Origin of the sequence: Amycolatopsis palatopharyngis (assembly GCF_003385185.1) — a bacterium.
Classification (GTDB): Bacteria; Actinomycetota; Actinomycetes; order Mycobacteriales; family Pseudonocardiaceae; genus Amycolatopsis; species Amycolatopsis palatopharyngis.
Genome location: NZ_PQHZ01000081.1, coordinates 1 through 18,371, shown reverse-complemented (window position 1 = coordinate 18,371; position 18,371 = coordinate 1). Strand labels below are relative to the sequence as shown.

The following is an 18,371-nucleotide window of genomic DNA, read 5'->3' as shown; positions in this document are numbered from 1 at the left end:
CCCCACCCACCCCAGCCCGATCCGCCCCAGAACCCGCCCGACCCCCTTCGGGGTGGGCCAGCCTCACGTGGACCTGTCCGCCGGCGATCACCCTGCCCCCAAGGCATTTGCCGGCACACGGAACGACGGCCTTTCGAGTGCTCCGGAATGACTTTCCGAAGCTCCGTGCAGAGTCGGTCCTCCCCGGCCCGATCCCTGCCAGCCTTACCGTTCCGCGTTTTCCACGTGAGTCCGTCTTGACAGTGGCGTCCGGCAGCCCCCTCGGCTACCGGACGCCACCATCCCCCAGTGACCTGTGGCTGTGCGGTGCTCAGTTGGCCGGGGGACTGTTCGGTTCCCAGTTACCCAACGGCGCCGGCGACTTCGTCGGCGACGGGGCGGAGATCGTCGGCTCGATCCCGTCCTGGTCATCCACCGACGGGTCCGGCTCGACCTCGGAGACAGTCGTGTCCGTGTCCTTTGTGCTCATCGTTGGTTCTCCTCGACCGCAGGTGGTCCTTGGTGCCGGACCAGAGTGTTCGAGGAATAGGACGCAGGAGGGCCACCGCCAGATACACCGATCCCAGAATTTTTTCAGCCAGATTCGATCAGTCCATCGTACCCACCCGTTTGCCGTAGTCGACTCTACGAATCTGCTACTACCCGTGCGCAGACGTAGCCGGTGGTGACACTTTCGGAGTAGCGGCTTTGGCCGGCTCAGTCGCGCGATCCAGTCCCCGCCACACGGGAAACACCAGCGGGCAGCTCGTCGCCAGCAGGCACAGACCACCTAGCACCAGCACCGCGGGACGAAGCCCGATGACGTCGAGGAGTACGCCCGCCAGCAGGGTGCCCAGCGGCATCGCCGCGAGCGCGGCAGTGGTGAGCACGGCGAACACCCGGCCCCGGAACTCCACGGGGACCCGTTCGTACTTGACCCCGGCGAGGATCGGGTTGAGCGGGCCACGGCCGAGGCTCGACACGACGAGCAGCACCAGCAGCAGTACCGGATGCGGGTCGAGGGCGAGTGCGGCGAAGGTCGGTGGCCCGGACAACAGGAAGCACCCGACGAAGGTCATCCTGCGGGGCAGCTGCGCGCCGAGCCAGCCGTAGAGTCCGGCACCGAGCAACCCGCCGACTCCGACCGCGGCTATGGCCATCCCGACGAGGGCACTGTTGTGCCACACCAACGAGCCGTAGGCCGGCAGCAACACAGAGGCAAGGCCGACGAACAGTGCGTTCGTGACCGCCACCACGATGCCGATCGCGAACAGCAGCCGGTCACCGCGCAGGCGGATCATGGCGTCCCGGAGGTCGCCCAGGTATCCGCGTACCCCGGTTCCGGAGTGCGCCGACGGCGATCCCGCGGGCACCAGCACCCCCACGAGCAGGACTCCGCCGAGAATCGCGCCGGCGTCGATCAGCAGTACGGGTGCGGCGCCGAAAACGGCGATCAGTGCGCCACCCGCTGGGGCGCCGAGCAGGTCGCCCAGCCGTTGCACGGCCTCCTGCGCGCTGGTCCCCCGCTCGACCGAGGCGCCCGCCGTCTCGATGGCCTGCGGCAACAGCACGGATTTCGCCGTACGGGCGGGCGACCGACCGAGCCCGATGCCGAACGCCAGTGCGGCCAGCGCGGGGAACGACAGACCCGTGGTCGCGTATGCGAGCGGGATCGCCGCGACGGCCACCACCGTGCCCAGGTCGCTGAGCATGCTGACGAGCCGGGCACCGTACCGATCGACCAGTGGCCCGGCCAGCGCGACCGAGAGCAGCAGCCCGAGCGTCTCGAGGGCGGCGATCAGGCCGGTGCGCGCACCGCTGCCGGTGGTGTCGAGCACGAACCACGGAATGGCGATCAGCGTCATCGCCGACCCCGCCGCGCTGAGACCCGACGCGATGAGGACGGCCAGCAACGGCGCTCGCCGTTTCAAGACTCCTCCGGCCGGATGGCTCTTGGAAACGCCGACCAGTGGATGACCACGGCGTCGTCGGTGTCCCTGCGTTCGCGGCGGTAGCGATCGACCAGCTCTTGCACCTCGCCGGTGAGCGCGATGGCCTCATCCGGGCTGAGGAAGAGGCGGTCGTCGTAGAACGACGCCTTGTCCCGCCAACGGTCGTTCCACAGCGGCAGTTCGGCGACGAACTGCGACTCGATCGCGAACCGCTGCTGGATCGCCGACTGGAGGTACACGTTGAGCGGGCCGGCCAGTTCCGGATCGTCCAGGAAGTCCGCGACCCGCATCGACTGTGTCTCGTGGGCCGGCTTCCACCACCGTTCCCGTTTCGTCCCGCGAGTGGTGTCCTCCTCGACGAGCCCGTGCTCGGCGAGCTGGCGCAGGTGCCAGCTGGTGGTCCCGGAACTCTCCCCCACACGCTGCGCCAACCCGGAGGCCGTGGCCGGACCGTCCGCGCGCAGCAGGTCCAGTAAACGCACCCGCAGCGGATGGGCCATGGCTCGCAGGGCGCGCGCGTCGAGGTTGGTCGAGCTCGGCTTCTTCGCAGGTCCCGATTCTTCACGTTCGCTCATGCCCCCAACGCTAACGTGCGAACAGTTCTTTGCAAAGACACCTCTGCAAAGAACTCTCTGCGGTTCGCGCTGCTGCCGTGCGCCGCGTGTGGCGGCAAGCGCGGGAGTTCCCCAATGTGGCTTTCGGGAACTTGAACGTCCCCAATGCCACATTGGGGAACTCCAACGTTCCCAATGTGGCATTGGGGAACTAACCGAAACTCACCCAGCTGTGCAGCTGGCGTGGCGCTGGTACCGGTCGTCGGATGGTCGTGGCAGGCTGTCCCGGTGACCGCACCGCTGGCCCTTCTCGACGCGGCGAGCCTGTACTTCCGCTCGTTCCACGCGCTCCCCGAGTCCCTGACCGCCCCCGACGGCACCCCGGTGAACGCGGTGCGCGGGTTCGCCGACACCGTCGCCCGGATCCTCGTCGATCGGCGGCCCGGCCGTCTCGTCGCCTGCCTCGACGCCGACTGGCGCCCGCAGTTCCGGGTCGACCTGCTCCCGAGCTACAAGGCCCACCGGGTCGCGGCGCCCGAGAACGGCACAGACAGCGCGGGCGATCCCGGCACGGCTGAGGAGGTTCCCGACACGCTGACCCCGCAGGTCCCGATCATCCTGGAGCTGCTCGAGGCCGTGGGCCTGGCCACCGCCGAGGCCGAGGGCTTCGAGGCCGACGACGTGATCGGCACCCTCACTGCCCGCGAGGGCACGGATCCGGTCGAGGTGATCACCGGCGACCGGGACCTCTTCCAGCTCGTTCGCACCGAGCCGACCCCGGCATCGGTGATCTACGTCGGCAGGGGCTGGGCCAAGGCCGAGGTGCTCGGTCCGGCCGAGATCGCCGAGAAGTACGGCGTGCCGCAGGAGCTCGCGGGGCCCGGATACGCCGACATGTCCGTGTTGCGCGGCGACCCCTCCGACGGGCTGCCCGGTGTCGCCGGGATCGGCGAGAAGACCGCCGCCAAGCTGATCACCCAGTTCGGGTCGCTCGACGCGCTGGTCAAGGCCGCCGCGGACGGCAGCGCCGAACTGCCAGCCAAGGCACGAACGCGGATTCTCGAGGCCGCCGACTACCTTCTCGTCGCGCCTCGGGTGGTCGGCGTCGTGCGCGACGCGGCGGTGCGAATGTCCGGCGACGACCGGGTACCGCGCACCGCCGCCGATCCCGATCGCGTGGCCGAACTCGCGCAACGGTGGAATCTCGGACGTTCGGCCGAGCGGCTCCTCGCGGCGCTGCCCGGCTGAACCACTCATGCGCCGGATGTGGCCTGCCGGTAGCGCTCGGACAGTGTGTGCATCAGCTCGACCAGCTCGGGTGGCTCGCTGACGGTGAAGTCGGCACCGAGCAGACCGAGGTGGACGGCGAGCGCGTCCACCGTGTCCGCCCCCGTGTCGAGTACGCAGGTCCCCGCGTCGACGGCTTCGACCGTGCCAACGGCCGGGTTGATCCGGTCGGCGACCACTTCAGCCGGCGCATGCACGGTGACCCTCGCCCGATACCGCCAGGCGGCCGAGGACACTCCCCTACGCACCCGGTCGGTGACGTCGTCCGGCAACTCCCGCGCGGTGAAGCGGGGTCCGGAAGGTGGCCGCGGATCGATGCGGTCGACACGGAAGGTCCGCCAGTCGTCGCGGTCGACGTCCCAGGCGACGAGATACCACCGCCTGCCCCAGTTCACCAGCTGGTACGGCTCCACCGTGCGCCCGCTCTCGGTGCCGTCATGATTGCGATAGGCGAACCGGAGCCGTTCCTGATCGCGGCAGGCCGCGGCGATCGTGCTCAACGACTCGGCCTCCACCCTCGGTCCCGGACTGTCGTACGGCACCGGCACGGCGTAGCGCTGCAGCGCGTTGACCCTGCGGCGTAACCGGCTCGGCAACACCTGCTCCAGCTTCGCCAGCGCCCGCAGTGAGGTCTCCTCGACGCCCGCGATCGTGCCCCCGGCCGCGGTCCGCAGGCCGACCGCGACCGCGATGGCCTCCTCGTCATCGAGCAGGAGTGGCGGCATCGCCGCTCCCGCTCCCAACTGGTATCCCCCCACCGAGCCGCGGGTCGCGTTCACCGGATAGCCGAGTGCCCGCAGTCGTTCGATGTCGTTGCGCACCGTCCGGCCGCTCACCTCGAGTCGATCGGCCAGTTCCGAGCCCGTCCATTCCCGTCGCATCTGCAACAGGGCCAGCAGACGCAGCAGTCGAGCAGAGGTTTCCAACATGATTCGGATTCTGCCAGTCCTTTAGGAATCTAACGTGCCTAATGGGCTTCTAGCGTTGCGTTCATGAACAACAACACCGACATCACCCCCTTCCGCATCGACATCCCGCAGGCCGACCTCGACGAACTGCGGTACCGGCTGGACCGCACCCGCTGGGCCAACGAGCTGCCGAACGAAGTCCCGGACGACGCGGTGCAAACTGGTCCGGTCAAGCCCGGCTGGGAGTACGGGGTGCCGCTGAACTACGTACAGGAGCTGGTGCGGCTGTGGCGCGGTAGCTACGACTGGCGGAAATGGGAGGCGAAGCTGAACAGCTACCCCCAGTTCACCACCACGATCGATGGGCAGAACATCCACTTCCTGCACGTGCGATCGCCCGAACCGGACGCTACGCCGCTTATCCTGACGCACGGCTGGCCGAACACCGTCGTGGAGTACCTCGACCTGATCGGCCCGCTCACCGATCCCCGCTCCCACGGCGGCGACCCGGCCGACGCCTTCCACCTGGTCATCCCGTCGCTACCCGGCTTCGGCTTCTCCGGCCACACCACGGAGAAGGGCTGGGACCAGTACCGCACGGCCGAGGCATGGGCCGAGCTGATGCGCCGCCTTGGCTATGACCGCTACGGCGCACACGGCAACGACGCGGGCGCCATCGTCTCCCCTACCCTCGGGCGCCTGGATCCCGAGCATGTGCTCGGCGTCCACGTCAACCAGATCTTCTCCTTCCCCTCGGGTGACCCTGCCGAGTTCGCGGGGCTGACCGAGCAGGAGCTGGGGCAACTCGCGTTCCTGCAGTCCTTCAACGAGGAGATGTCCGCGTTCGCGACCCTGCAGTCCACGCAGCCGCAGAACCTCGCACACGCCCTCGCCGACTCGCCCGCGGGCCAGCTCGCCTGGATCGGCCAGCTGCTGGCCGCGGTCGACCCCGAGGTGGTCCTCACCAACGCCACGATCTACTGGCTGACCAATACCGGTGCGTCCTCGGCCCGCTTCTACTACGAGAACCACCACGCGCAGGCCCCGGCCGAGCCGACCACAACGCCTATCGGTCTGGCGAGCTTCGCCTACGACTTCCGTCCCATCCGTGCCTTCGCCGACCGCGATCACAAGAACATCGTGTCCTGGAGCGAGTTCGACCGCGGCAGTCACTGGGCCACACACGACGCGTCCGACCTGCTCATCGGCGACATCCGGCAGTTCTTCCGCGCACTCGCCTGAGGCGTGGGGGTTCGGCGGAGAAGGGTGATTATCAGCTGGGCATACCCACCTGATAATCACCCTTCTCGCTGGTCACGGTGATGGGCACGGTTTTCGGCTCACCGCCGATCTGTGCGGTGCACTCGAAGGTGCTGTCCACCTCGACGCGCCGACCCGGGGGGCACGTCACCGACCGCACGTCCTCGACCAGGTACTCCTCGGTGAGGATCGTGCGCACGGACTTCTGCATCGCCTCGGCGTCGAACACCTTCGTGACACGGGTCGCCGCCGTCGAGGACGTGGGCGCAGAAGACGAGACCGAAGCCGGGGTCGTGACCGGTGGGAGCGAGGAGGACGGCGACGGTGCCACGGGCGCGTCCCCAGACGGTGTCGCGCCGTCGCAGCCCGACATCACCAGCATGACGGCGGCACATCCGTGGCCTACCAGCACTGCGCGTAACCGCACGGCACTACACCCCGAGAAGTTGATCGTTCAAAGGTCAGAAGAAGGTACCGCACCACGCCGCGCTACGTGTACTGAACAGTAGATCGGCACGTCGCGCCACCTCAGCATCCGCCACTTCGACGCGGCCAACAGACGCCAGCGCGGACGGGCGCCAGGTGCCGAGGTAGATCATGGCGAGCACGTCGACACCCATGCTCAGCTGCGGCGACGCCTCGGTCCTCGTGACCGCGTCCCTGCTGACCAGGTAACGCCCCGAGTTGACCGGAAGCACCGGGTCGGTCACCTCGATGACCAGTTCGGTGTCACCGCGCTCACGGGCGGCGAGCGCACCGGGCACGTCCACCAGGCGCAGCCACGTCTCGTCCCAGGTGTCGGTGACCTTGACCGCCCTCGGATCGGTGAACAGCAGCTCCACCGGGTCGTCCGTCGGCAGCGCGGACACCTCGATCGAATCGATGAGATCGACGCCGAGCAGGAACCGCCACAGCTGCGCGTAGGCCTCCGGGGTCGCGGTGTGGAACTCCTCCACCCGCAGGACCGCGGGATCGACGGGATTCGGCCGGGCGGAGTGGTAGACGACGTAACCGTCGATCCCGGAAGCGCCGTGGTGCAGGACGGTGACCACGGGTGACTCCGACCTCTGCAGCTGCCGGAACAGACCTGGCCACCAGTACTCGGACCTGCTCATCCCACCCGGACGGTCCCCACCGAACGCGTCGTAGATCTCCGGCAGCCGCGCCTTCGCTGTTTCGAGGTCCAGCAGTTCGACCTCACCGCCCACGGGTGCCCCGGCCCGGACCGTGGCCCTGCGCCGGTCGACGACGCATTTGCGTGCCAAAGTGGCTACGCCGTAGCCGAACCTGCCGTAGATGAGCCCCTCGGACGCGTACAGGTTCGCGGCCACGAGGCCGCGGTCGGCGAAGTCCCCGAGCTGAGCGCGCATGAGTTCGGTGAGCACACCGCGGCGGGTCCGGTCGGCGCGGACACCGACGCCGGTCACCGAGCCCAGCGGTACGCGCGCGCCGCCCGGAACGGTCAGCGCGGAGTCGAACGAGCGGGCGGTACCGATGAGTTCGGCGTCGAGTACGCCCAGGGTGCGGCCGGGTTGGTAGGAGGCGACCGTTCGGGTCCACTCCTCGTCCGTGGACGGTGCCACGTGCAGGGTGCCGCGGAACAGGGTGTTCGCCGCCCGGAGTTCGTCCTGGGCGAGCGGTCTCGTGGTGTGATCGGTCATGGTGAGGATGATCGTCGCAGGAACCGGGCCAGGGCCACCGGTTTAGTGGCCATGACACTCACTGCGGCATACCGACCTCGTACTCGTTGCCCCTGCCGGTCACGGTGATGGGGATCTGCTTCGGCTGACCGCCGATCGTGGCCTCACACGTGAAAGTGACACCCTGCTCGATCTTCTGCCCGGACGGGCAGGACACACTCTCGACGCCCTCGATCTGGTAGTTCTCCACCAGCACCCGCTGCACGTCGGTCTGCATCCGCTCGCTGTCGAACGTCTTTCCCGCCTGTGCCCAGCCCGGCCACACGAACAGCGCGACGGCGGCCAGCGCGATCACGACCACAACGCCGCCGATGATCAGCCACAGCCCCTTGCCGGACTTCCCGCCGCCGTCCGGTGGCGGATACGCCCCCGGCTGCTGTCCGTAGCCGAACTGCCCCGGCGGACCGTAACCCTGCTGGGGTGGGTAACCGGGCTGCTGCGGATATCCAGGAGCGCCGTACTGGGGCTGTCCTGGCTGACCCTGCCCAGGTTGCTGGGGATAGCCGTAGCCGGGTTGCTGCCCGTACTGCGGTGGCTGCCCGTATCCCGGTGGTGGCTGCTGCCCGTACTGCGGCGGCTGTGCGCCGTACCCTGGCTGCTGCTGCGGAAACCCACCGGACGGTGCTCCGGAACCGTAGGGCTGTTGTCCCCACTGCTGCGGGTCGTTGCCTCCGTACGGCGTACTCATTGTTCGCCTCCGCCTGTCGACGTCGTCGGTCGGATCACCGTGGCCCCGCACTCAGTTGCGCACCGTGCTCACTGTCCGGGGCGATCCAACCACAGGGACAGGTAACGCTCGCGTCAAGGGCATCAGGTCGCGCCCGCGGCGACGACACCGCGGCGCAGTGCGCGCACCGCGTCACTCGCGGCCCGTCCCACCGGGTCCGACCGGCCGAGCACATCACGAATCTGGTCCAGGAGATCGATGACCTGCCGGGACCAGCGGACAAAGTCGCCCGCGGACAGTTCCTGCCCGTTCGCCTCGGCAGCGGTGAGCACCTTCTCCAGCGATTCCCCGCGCGCCCACCGGTAGATCGGCCAGGCGAACCCCGCGTCCGGTTCGCGGGTGCGGTCGAGCCGGTGCCGCTGCTCGTCCTCGGCGAGTTCGAGCCAGATCCGTGCCGTCGCCTGCCACGCATCGGGTACCCGGCCGGACGGCAGCCTCGGTTCGCCCGCGGCGTCCCTTCGGGACTCGAACACCAGGGCGGACACCACGGCCGCCAGTTCCGGCGGCTGCAGCCCCTGCCACACGCCGTGCCGGATGCACTCCGCGGCCAGCAGGTCGGACTCGCTGTACAGCCGCGACAGCCTGCGGCCGTGTTCGGTGACGCCGTTGGCCTCGAACAGGTCGGCCACCTCGGTGACCTCGGCCGAGTCGCTGTCCTGGCTGTCCGGACTGTCCTGGCCGTCCTGGCTGACTTTCTCCACCGTCTGCCCGGCAGGATCGAGGTACCCGCGCTCGGTCAGCAGTGCGCGGATCCGGTCGAACGCCCTGGCCAGCGAATGCGTGGTGGCGGCGACCTTGCGTTCCAGTTGCTCGGTCTCCGAGGCGAGGCGGAGGTAGCGCTCCACCCAGCGCAGGTTCGCCTCCCGCTCGGCGAGACCGTGACAGGGATGCGCGCGCAACGCCTTGCGCAGGTCGATCAGCTCGCTGTCGGAGTTGGCGTCGGTGCGCCTCCTGGACCGCGAAGGGGCGGTGACGCCGAGATCGCGCAGCCTGGACGCCAGGTCGCGGCGGGTCTTCGGCGAGCGCAACTCGACGTGCTTGGGCAGCCGCAGCCGGTCCAGCGGCTCCACCGGCGACGGGAAGTCCGATACCGACAGCGCACCGGACCAGCGGTCCTCGGTGACCACGACAGGACGTGGTTCGCGAATCGGATCCAGGCCGGGGTCGACCACGACCGCGAGTCCGGAACGACGGCCCGAGGGCACCGCGATGACGTCACCCCTGCGCAGCTTCTCCAGCGAGTCCATCGTGTCCGCTCGCCGGCTCACACTGTTCTGCCTGGTGAGCGCCTTCTCCCTGGCCGAGATCTTTTTACGCAGCTCGACGTAGGACAGCATCTGGTCGAAGTCACCGGTGATCGCTTCCGCGTACCCGCTCAGCGCCTCCTTGTTGCGTTCGATGCGCCGGGCGGTACCGACCACCGACCGGTCGGCCTGGAACTGCGCGAACGACTGTTCCAGCAGGTCGCGGGCTTCGACGGCGCCGAGTTGGGCGACCAGGTTGATGGCCATGTTGTAGCCGGGGCGGAACGAGGAACGCAGCGGGTAGGTACGGGTCGACGCGAGCCCGGCCACCTGCTTCGGATCCACCCCCGGCTGCCACACCACGACGGCATGGCCCTCGATGTCGATCCCTCGCCTGCCGGCCCTGCCGGTCAGCTGGGTGTACTCACCCGGACTCAGGTCGACGTGGGCCTCACCGTTGTACTTCACCAGGCGCTCGAGAACGACCGTGCGCGCGGGCATGTTGATGCCGAGGGCCAGGGTTTCGGTGGCGAACACGACCTTGACCAGGCCGCGCACGAACAACTCCTCCACGGTCTCCTTGAACGCGGGCAACAAGCCCGCGTGATGGCCCGCGACGCCGCGCTCCAGCGCCTCGCGCCACTCCCAGTAGCCGAGTACGCCGAGGTCGCCCTCCGGTAGATCGGCGGTGCGTTCCGCGACGACCTGGCGGATCTCCTCGATCTCCTCCGGGGAGTTCAGCCGCAGCCCGGCCCGCACACACTGACCGACGGCGGCGTCACAACCCGCCCTGGAGAAGATGAACACGATCGCGGGCAGCAGACCGGCGTTGTCCAGCCGTTCGGCGACCTCCACCCGCGACGGCGGCCGGAACCGGGGGCCGCCGCCCTGGGCGCCTCGCCGTCCGCGCTGGCCACGCATAGCCCTGCCGAACCCGTAGTGCCTGCCGACCTCCTCGGCACGGCGCAACAGGTTCGGGTTGATCCGGTTCTCCCCGTCCCCGGTGTCCCCGGCGAACAGGTCGAACATCCGGTTACCGATCAGCATGTGCTGCCAGAGCGGAACCGGCCGGTGCTCGTCCACGACCACAGTCGTGTCACCGCGCACCTCGACCAGCCACTCACCGAACTCCTCCGCGTTGCTGACCGTCGCGGAGAGTCCGACGACCCGGACGTGATCGGGCAGGTGCAGGATGACCTCTTCCCACACCGCACCCCGGAATCGGTCGGCGAGGTAGTGCACCTCGTCCATCACCACGTAACCGAGGTCGTTGAGGGTGGCCGAGCGCGCGTAGAGCATGTTGCGCAGCACCTCGGTGGTCATCACCACGATCTGCGCGTTGCCGTTGATCGACGTGTCCCCGGTGAGCAGGCCGACCGCGTCGCTGCCGTAGCGGGCGGTCAGGTCCGCGAACTTCTGGTTCGAAAGGGCCTTGATCGGCGTCGTGTAGAAGCATTTGCGACCCTCGGCCAGCGCGAGATGCACGGCGAACTCGCCGACGATCGTCTTGCCCGCACCCGTCGGTGCGCAGACAAGGACACCGTGCCCGTCCTCGAGGGCCTCGCAACCGCGGCGCTGGAAGTCGTCGAACTCGAACGCCACCTCGGCGGCGAAGTCGGTCAGCCGGGGATAACGTCCCCGTTGGCGGGCGGCCGAGTAGGCCTCGGCAGGGGAACGAGAAGCGGATGGAGCCACGACCTCAGGGTTTCACACCTGGGCAGACTCCTGCACTCGGCGCCACGCCGCCGGCGCTCGGTGGTGTCGGCGGCCGGGATTCGGCAACACTCAGAAGTGGTCTCAACGGACCAGTGCGAGATTGACGTGGTCCTGACGTTCACCGCCACCACCGAGAACAACCACGAGCGGCCGGGTGAGCCCGGCCAGATGCGGACTCACCCCGCGACAGCCCGCGTCAGGTGATGTCGTCGGTCTTCGTCCGTCCCGCGCCCGAAGCCGGAGCCTCGTCATCAGCCGAACTCGGTGTGTACTCGAACGGCGCTGCCTCGTCGTCGGCCAAGTCCTCCAGCCCCTCGGCCCTGCGCTGCTTCGCCAGCTTCCGGTCGTGCAGCCGGGACAGCTGGATGGCCAGTTCGGCCAGCAGCACGAGCGCGAGTGCCAGCGCCAGCATCGAGAACGGATCGTTACCCGGCGTCGCGAAGGCGGCGAAGACGAACAACCCCATGATGATGCCGCGCCGCCATCGCTTGAGCTGGTCGTAATGGAGGATGCCGACCCGGTTCAGCATCACCATCAGCAGCGGTAGCTCGAAACTCACCCCGAAGATCACCAGCAGGGCCAGCACGAACGAAACGTACTTGTCACCGGTGAGCGCGGTCGAGAAGGACTCACCGCCGAAGCCGACCAGGAACCGCAGTGCTCCGGGAACCAGCACGTAGGCGAGCAGCGCGCCCGCCGCGAAGAGGATGCTCGCGAAGCCCACGAACGTCAGGGCGTACTTGCGTTCCTTCGAGTACAGCCCCGGCGCGATGAACGCCCAGATCTGGTACAGCCACAGCGGCCCCACCAGCACCATGCCCGCCGCGACGCCGACCTTCAGCCGGATCATGAACGCCTCGAACGGCTGCGTCTGCAACAGCGTGCAGCCGCCGTCGAACTCCAGCCGCAACTTCTCCGGACCGGAACTCGGCAGGTCACAGTACGGCCCGGTCATCAGATTGCCGAGGGAACTGATCGGTCCTACCGACACCTCGAACCAGATGAAGCCGAAGATCCCGCCCAGCACCACCGCGAGGAGGGCGTAGGCAAGCCTGCGGCGGAACTCGTACACATGCTGGATGAGCGTCATCGTGCCGTCGGGGTTGTGCCGACGGTTGCGCTGGCGCCGCATCCCGCGACGGTCACGCTTGTCGGAGGCAGGGTCCGCCACGGCGAGTTCCGTTCTCGTCAGTGCTTCTCACCCGGACGGCGCTACGCCGCCCGGGAACATGGACTCTCAGTCAACTCCCCGCCCGCCAGGACGGCGGAGCTCAGCTGACGTTCTTCTGCGCCTGCTCGGAGGGTGCCGAGGACGCCGGAGTCTGCTGCTTCTTCAGCTCGTCCAGCTGACGCTGTAGATCGGCGACCTGCTTGTCCGTGCCGTCCGCGGCCTCGGTGGAAGCCTGACCGGACTGCGGCAGCTGCCTGGTCTCCGCCTCGACCGACGTCGAGGTCGCGTCGGTGTCGTCGCTGCCCCGCATGTCCTTGGTCTCGGCCTTGAAGATCTTCATGGACTTGCCGATCGACCGTGCGGCGTCCGGCAGCCGCTTGGCGCCGAACAGCAGCACCACGACAAGAACCAGGATGATCAAGTGCCACGGCTGCAAAGCGTTCATCGGTGGCCTCCTAACTCGTTCAGACCGATCTTACTGTCTTGTTCGTCACTGTTGTTCCGGTGTACGCGCCGCGCGATCGCGACCCGCACCCCGGCGGAACGAGCGCGCAACAACCCCACGCCGTCCTGGGTATTCGTAGACACCATGCTTACCGCGTGGTTGAACCGGCGCAAGGCCTTGGCCACCTGAAAGGCCAGCGCTCCGAGCACGATCAGCCCCATCGCGACCAACGCGATGCTCAGCACGTACAGCACCAGATCACCGTACTTCCCCTAGATTGCCGTCAGGTGACGAGCCCGCGCCAGTGCGTCGGCCGCTCGCTGACGAACTGCCGAAGCCAGCGCGGCAGGCCGCTCCACCATCGCGCCACCACCGAGCCCGAGCACCAGCCGAACCATCCAGGACTCGTCGCCGTAGCGCATGCTGATCCGCAACCGGCCGCCGTCGAGCTCGGCGAGTTCCTCACACGGGTAGTACTCGGCCACCCACCGGGCGTCCGGCTCGAGCGCCAGCTCGGCCTCCTGCTGGTCCGGTCCAGGCGAGAAGACCCCGCCGGAGAGGTCGGTGGGCCGGGCGTGTGGCGGCGGCGCCGCGGCCTCGTCCAGGACCTCCAGCTCGTCGATCCGGTCCAGCCGGAACAGCCGGACCCCGTCCGCCCGCCTGCACCAGGCCTCCAGATAACCGATGGCCTGCACGATCAGCAGCCGCATCGGGTCCACCGTCCGGTCGTTGATCTCGTCCTTCGACGCCGTGTAGTAACGCATGCGCAGCGCCCTGCCCCGTTGCAACGCCTGCCGGATCGTCTCGCGGGTCCTCGCCGTTTCCGCCCGCTCCCGGACCCCGTTGCCGACCACCACTCCCGACGGCCTCGACGCTCCCGCCGCCTCCTCGATCTTCGCGATCGTGCGCTGGACCGCCTCGGTGTCCACGACACCGGGCGTCTCTGCCAGTGCGCGCAACGCCACCAGCAGAGCGGTCGCCTCGCCACCGGTGAGCCGCAACGGCCTGCGCATACCCGCGTCGTAGGTGACCGACACCGTGTCCTCGTCGAACGAAAGATCGATCAGGTCACCGGGGCCGTACCCGGGCAGCCCGCACATCCACAGCAGCTCCAGATCACGCCGCAGCTGTTTCGGGGAGACCCCGAAGTCCCGCGCGGCATCATCGATCCGGATTCCCGGCCGAGCCAGCAGGTACGGCACGAGCGCGAGCAACCTGGGCATCCGCTCGTTGGATCCGCTCATCGCCGGTCCACCTGATGGTGCAACGCGAGTTCGAGGCGGTCCTGAACCGACTTCGCCAGCACGTCCGGCTCCAGAACCAGCACGTCCGGCCCGTGTCCGGCGATCCAGTCCGCCGCACTCTCCGGGAAGTACAGGTCGAGCTCGGCCACATCGCCGTCAACGCCGTCGACGGTCATGCGGTCGACGACCGTGGCCCGCCTGCGCACTCCCGCGGCCCGCCCTTCGGCGATCCACAACCGCGCCCTCGCCGCGGGGGCAGGCTCCTGCCCGCCGGTCACGGACACGAACTCCAGCAGATTCACATCCGGCGGCCTGCGTACCGCCCCTGGCTTGCCGACCGGCACCACGTCACCGAGGACCCGCGACAGCCGGAAACACCGGGGAGCGCCCCGGTCGCGGTCGTGGCCCACCACGTACCAGCGGGCACGCCACGACACCACACCCCATGGCTCCAACGTCCGGTTCCTGCGCTCGGGAGAGCCACTGCGCCGGTAGTCGAAGCGCACCGCCTGCCCCTGCTGCACGGCCGCGAGCAACGGCGCGAACGCCGGCTCTGTCCGCACCCTCGGTTCAACCACCGTCTGCGCGTTCTGATCCACCTCGACGCCTGCCGCACGCAACTTCACCAGCGCCCCCCTGGCCTGCCCGGTGAGTTCAGGGGAATCCCACAAGCGCGCCGCGAGCGCGACCGCGGTCGCCTCGTCCGGAGCCAGGTCGATCTCGCCGAGCTCGTAGTCACGGCGGGCGATCCGGTACCCCTCCACGGGGTCGAAGCCCGAGTTGCGACCCGTTTCCAACGGAATGCCCAGCTCCCGCAACTCCGTCTTGTCCCGTTCGAACATCCGCGAGAACGCCTCGTCCGAAGCCGCGTCGGCGTATCCGGACACGATCCCGCGAATCCGCTCGGCAGCGAGGAACTGCCGGGTGGACAGCAGGGCAAGCACCAGATTGACCAGGCGCTCGGCGCGTGCAGTGGACACACGACAACCCTAACCCTCCCCGGCTACGCCGTTCAGGAGGTCCACGGTAGGCGCGTTCGTGTCCCGTTCGGCGTCGCGCCAGGGATGTCCCAAATGTGGCATTGGGGACGTTGGAGTTCCCCAATGCCACATTGGGGAACTCCCTCCGGCCGCTACAGCGAGCTGATCAGCCGCTCCACTCGCTCGTCCACCGCGCGGAACGGGTCCTTGCACAACACCGTCCGCTGCGCCTGGTCATTGAGCTTGAGATGCACCCAGTCGACAGTGAAATCGCGGCCCGCCTGCTGCGCCGCCGCGATGAAGTCCCCGCGCAGCTTCGCCCTCGTGGTCTGCGGCGGCGTGTCTTTCGCCAACTCGATCTCACCGTCGTCGGTGATCCGGCGAACCAGGCCCTTACGCTGCAACAGGTCGAAAACCCCTCGTCCACGCCGAATGTCGTGATACGCCAGATCCAGCTGCGCCACCCTGGGGCTCGACAGATCCAGATCGTGCTTGCTGCGGTACTGCTCCACCAACCGGTGCTTGATCGCCCAGTCGATCTCGGTGTCGATCTTGCTGAAGTCCTGCTGCTCCACAGCGTCCAGCGCGCGACCCCACAACTCGATCACCCGCTCGGCCACCGGACCGGAGTCATTAGCCCGTACGTGCTGCACCGCGCGGGCGTAGTACTCCCGCTGGATGTCCAGCGCCGAGGCCTCCCGGCCCCCGGCGAGCCGCACCTGCCTGCGGCCGGTCAGGTCATGACTGATCTCGCGGATCGCGCGTATCGGGTTGTCCAGCGTGAAGTCCCGGAACTGCACACCCTGCTCGATCATCTCCAGCACCAGGTTCGCCGCGCCGACCTTCAACAAGGTCGTCGGCTCGGCCATGTTCGAGTCGCCGACGATGACGTGCAGCCTGCGGTACCGCTCCGCGTCGGCGTGCGGCTCGTCCCGGGTGTTGATGATCGGCCGGGACCGGGTTGTGGCGCTCGACACACCCTCCCAGATGTGTTCCGCACGCTGGGACAGGCAGTACACCGCACCCCGCGGCGTCTGCAACACCTTGCCCGCACCGCAGATCAACTGCCGGGTCACCAGGAACGGCAACAGGACATCGGCGATCCGGGAGAACTCCCCGGCTCTCGTCACCAGGTAGTTCTCGTGACAGCCGTAGGAGTTGCCCGCCGAATCGGTGTTGTTCTTGAACAGGAAGATGTCCCCGCCGATACCCTCGTCCGCCAGCCTGCGCTCCGCGTCGACCAGCAGATCCTCGAGAATCCGCTCCCCCGCCTTGTCGTGCGTGACCAGCTGCGTGAGGTCATCGCACTCGGCGGTCGCGTACTCAGGATGTGAACCCACGTCCAGATAGAGCCGGGAACCATTGGACAGGAAGACGTTGGACGAGCGCCCCCAGGACACGACCCGCCGAAACAGGTACCTGGCCACCTCGTCAGGTGAGAGCCTGCGCTGCCCATGAAAGGTGCAGGTGACCCCGAACTCGGTTTCGATCCCAAAGATCCGCCGCTGCATCCCTTAAGGGTAGGCGCTTCACCCGCCACACCGGTGGGCCGTTCGGGCGGCGACACGCCGTCGGCTACGTTGCGGTTCGTGTTTACGCACCTCAGCCGTCCTCTGCGGACCGTGGGCCGAACCGACAGGTCGCTCATGCGGCGTAGCGCGGCGCTGCGGCCCAGCCTCGCGGACCAGGGACTCCAGATCCTGTCCAGATCCGCCGACAAGGGCAAACTGTGGTGGGCCGTCACCATCCTCCTGGCCAGCAAGAAGGGCAGCACACGCCGAGCCGCCCTGCGCGGGGTGGCCGCCGTCGGCGGCGCCTCCACCCTGGCCAACCTGATCGGCAAACCCTTGTTCCCCCGGCGCCGCCCCGCATCCGACGAGGTGTCCGAACATCGGCAGCTCGTCAAGCGCCCGACGTCCTCGTCCTTTCCCTCAGGACACTCCGCCTCGGCTGCCGCCTACCTGACCGCCGTGGCCATGGAGTCGCCGAGAACGGCCATCGCCCTCGCCCCCATCGCCGGAGCCGTCGCCTACTCACGCGTCCACACCGGAACCCACTGGCCCAGCGACGTCGCGGCGGGCGCCACCCTCGGAATCGCCGTAGGGCTCGCCACTCGCCACTGGTGGCCACTACCCGCACCACGCCCCGCCGAGACCGCCCACCGGGCCGACGCGCCAGTGATGCGCGACGGCGAGGACATGCTCGCCCTGGTCAATCCGGGCTCAGGCGACCACGCACACGATCCGATCGACGACGCCATCTACGCCTGGCCCAAGGCGACCATCGTCTACCCACAACCCGGGCTGGACATCCGCACACAGCTCGCCACCCACATCAGGGAATCGGCAGGCCGCATTCGTGCGCTGGCCGTGGCCGGTGGCGACGGCACAGTCGCCGCGGTCGCATCGGTCGCCGCCGAGCACGAACTCCCACTCGCGCTCATCCCCGCGGGCACCCTCAACCACTTCGCCCGCGACGTCGGCGTCAAATCCATGGATGATGCCGACACCGCCACGGAGAAGGGCGCCGCCGTAGGCATCGACCTGGGCGAAATCGAGATCGACGGCACCGGCGGAACCACCCGCCGCTGGTTCGTCAACACCGCGGGACTTGGCGGGTACCCGGAAATGGTCCGGCTCAGGGAACACATCCAGCAACACCACCCCAAGTGGCCCTCGGCCGCGATCGCGATGGTGCGTACCCTGCGCCGCGCCCGGCCCCTCGACGTCGTGCTCAACGGCAAACCGACCTCGATCTGGCTGCTCTTCGTCGGCAACGGCACCTATGCCCCCAAGGGGCTCGTCCCCTCGTCGCGCCCCGCGCTCGACACCGGCCTGCTCGACGTTCGGTACCTGCGCGCCGACCTGCCCTACTCCAGAGCGCGATTCATCCTCGCCGCTCTCACCAACACCCTCAACGCCAGTCACGTGTACCGGCAGGCCGACCTACCGGAACTCCGCGTGCGTCTCCTGGACGGCAACCGCAGGGTCGCCACCGACGGCGAAGTCGGCCCACTGGGCAACGAGTTTCACTTCCGCTCCCGCCCCAGTGCGCTGACCATCTACCGCCTCTGACCCGGGTCCGTAACGCGAACGGTGTTTCCGGCGGTGTCGATTAGTAGGTCTCGGTCACCGGCCAGCGGTCACCGAAGGTGATGGAGAACGCGTTGATCACTGGCTTCCAACGCATCATCCATCGTGCCGC

The 18,371-nt window shown here is 68.4% G+C and carries 17 protein-coding genes; 3 read left to right on the top strand and 14 right to left on the bottom strand.

Annotated elements, in window-relative coordinates:
* Positions 1 to 310: 310 nt before the first annotated feature.
* From D0C15_RS34395 to D0C15_RS32165, 3 genes are all read right to left on the bottom strand, one after another.
* Positions 311 to 469 (bottom strand): hypothetical protein, encoded by a 159-nt coding sequence (locus tag D0C15_RS34395; RefSeq protein ID WP_162830339.1) that lies wholly within the window; start codon positions 467 to 469, stop codon positions 311 to 313.
* A 169-nt stretch (positions 470 to 638) separates the two neighbouring features.
* On the bottom strand, positions 639 to 1,910 hold the full coding sequence (locus tag D0C15_RS32170; RefSeq protein WP_245976468.1) for an MFS transporter: 1,272 nt from the start codon (positions 1,908 to 1,910) through the stop codon (positions 639 to 641).
* Positions 1,907 to 2,506 carry a winged helix-turn-helix domain-containing protein gene (locus D0C15_RS32165; protein ID WP_116051826.1) on the bottom strand — a complete coding sequence of 200 codons (600 nt, stop codon included), beginning with the start codon at positions 2,504 to 2,506 and terminating at the stop codon, positions 1,907 to 1,909. Before D0C15_RS32165 ends, D0C15_RS32170 begins: the two co-directional genes overlap by 4 nt.
* Positions 2,507 to 2,773: 267 nt before the next feature.
* Between D0C15_RS32165 and D0C15_RS32160 the strand changes: the two genes are divergently transcribed.
* Positions 2,774 to 3,733 carry a 5'-3' exonuclease gene (locus D0C15_RS32160; protein ID WP_116051829.1) on the top strand — a complete coding sequence of 320 codons (960 nt, stop codon included), beginning with the start codon at positions 2,774 to 2,776 and terminating at the stop codon, positions 3,731 to 3,733.
* A gap of 5 nt (positions 3,734 to 3,738) precedes the next feature.
* On the opposite strand, the gene D0C15_RS32155 is transcribed toward D0C15_RS32160, so the two are convergent.
* On the bottom strand, positions 3,739 to 4,701 hold the full coding sequence (locus D0C15_RS32155) for a helix-turn-helix transcriptional regulator (protein WP_116051825.1): 963 nt from the start codon (positions 4,699 to 4,701) through the stop codon (positions 3,739 to 3,741).
* 63 nt (positions 4,702 to 4,764) lie between these two features.
* On the opposite strand from D0C15_RS32155, the gene D0C15_RS32150 reads away from it, so the two are divergent.
* Positions 4,765 to 5,922 (top strand): epoxide hydrolase family protein, encoded by a 1,158-nt coding sequence (locus D0C15_RS32150; RefSeq protein ID WP_116051824.1) that lies wholly within the window; start codon positions 4,765 to 4,767, stop codon positions 5,920 to 5,922.
* 31 nt (positions 5,923 to 5,953) lie between these two features.
* Here the strand turns inward: D0C15_RS32150 and D0C15_RS32145 are convergent, their stop codons facing one another.
* The 10 genes from D0C15_RS32145 to pafA form a co-directional block, all read right to left on the bottom strand.
* Entirely contained in the window at positions 5,954 to 6,367 is a 414-nt protein-coding gene (locus D0C15_RS32145) for a DUF4333 domain-containing protein (RefSeq protein WP_245976466.1), read from the bottom strand.
* Positions 6,368 to 6,401: 34 nt separating this feature from the next.
* Complete coding sequence (locus tag D0C15_RS32140; protein WP_116051822.1) at positions 6,402 to 7,601, bottom strand: GNAT family N-acetyltransferase; 1,200 nt, start codon at positions 7,599 to 7,601, stop codon at positions 6,402 to 6,404.
* A gap of 58 nt (positions 7,602 to 7,659) precedes the next feature.
* Positions 7,660 to 8,328, bottom strand: coding sequence for a DUF4333 domain-containing protein (locus D0C15_RS32135; RefSeq protein ID WP_116051821.1), 669 nt, complete (start codon positions 8,326 to 8,328; stop codon positions 7,660 to 7,662).
* Positions 8,329 to 8,450: 122 nt separating this feature from the next.
* Positions 8,451 to 11,306, bottom strand: a complete 2,856-nt coding sequence (locus D0C15_RS32130) for a DEAD/DEAH box helicase (protein WP_116051820.1) — start codon at positions 11,304 to 11,306, stop codon at positions 8,451 to 8,453.
* A gap of 217 nt (positions 11,307 to 11,523) precedes the next feature.
* Positions 11,524 to 12,498 (bottom strand): twin-arginine translocase subunit TatC, encoded by a 975-nt coding sequence (gene tatC / locus D0C15_RS32125; protein WP_425455453.1) that lies wholly within the window; start codon positions 12,496 to 12,498, stop codon positions 11,524 to 11,526.
* Positions 12,499 to 12,598: 100 nt separating this feature from the next.
* Positions 12,599 to 12,943, bottom strand: coding sequence for a Sec-independent protein translocase subunit TatA (gene tatA, locus D0C15_RS32120; RefSeq protein ID WP_116051819.1), 345 nt, complete (start codon positions 12,941 to 12,943; stop codon positions 12,599 to 12,601).
* Positions 12,940 to 13,197: a bacteriophage holin gene (locus D0C15_RS32115; RefSeq protein WP_162830338.1), complete on the bottom strand. Its 258-nt coding sequence runs from the start codon at positions 13,195 to 13,197 to the stop codon at positions 12,940 to 12,942. The genes tatA and D0C15_RS32115 overlap by 4 nt, the downstream gene beginning before the upstream one ends.
* A gap of 18 nt (positions 13,198 to 13,215) precedes the next feature.
* Positions 13,216 to 14,187 carry a helix-turn-helix transcriptional regulator gene (locus D0C15_RS32110; RefSeq protein ID WP_116051818.1) on the bottom strand — a complete coding sequence of 324 codons (972 nt, stop codon included), beginning with the start codon at positions 14,185 to 14,187 and terminating at the stop codon, positions 13,216 to 13,218.
* Complete coding sequence (locus D0C15_RS32105) at positions 14,184 to 15,167, bottom strand: helix-turn-helix transcriptional regulator (RefSeq protein WP_116051817.1); 984 nt, start codon at positions 15,165 to 15,167, stop codon at positions 14,184 to 14,186. The genes D0C15_RS32110 and D0C15_RS32105 overlap by 4 nt, the downstream gene beginning before the upstream one ends.
* A gap of 152 nt (positions 15,168 to 15,319) precedes the next feature.
* A complete protein-coding gene (gene pafA, locus D0C15_RS32100) occupies positions 15,320 to 16,678 on the bottom strand; it encodes a Pup--protein ligase (protein WP_116051816.1) in 1,359 nt (452 codons plus the stop codon).
* Positions 16,679 to 16,813: 135 nt separating this feature from the next.
* On the opposite strand from pafA, the gene D0C15_RS32095 reads away from it, so the two are divergent.
* Complete coding sequence (locus tag D0C15_RS32095) at positions 16,814 to 18,241, top strand: bifunctional phosphatase PAP2/diacylglycerol kinase family protein (RefSeq protein ID WP_116051815.1); 1,428 nt, start codon at positions 16,814 to 16,816, stop codon at positions 18,239 to 18,241.
* Positions 18,242 to 18,371: the final 130 nt, after the last annotated feature.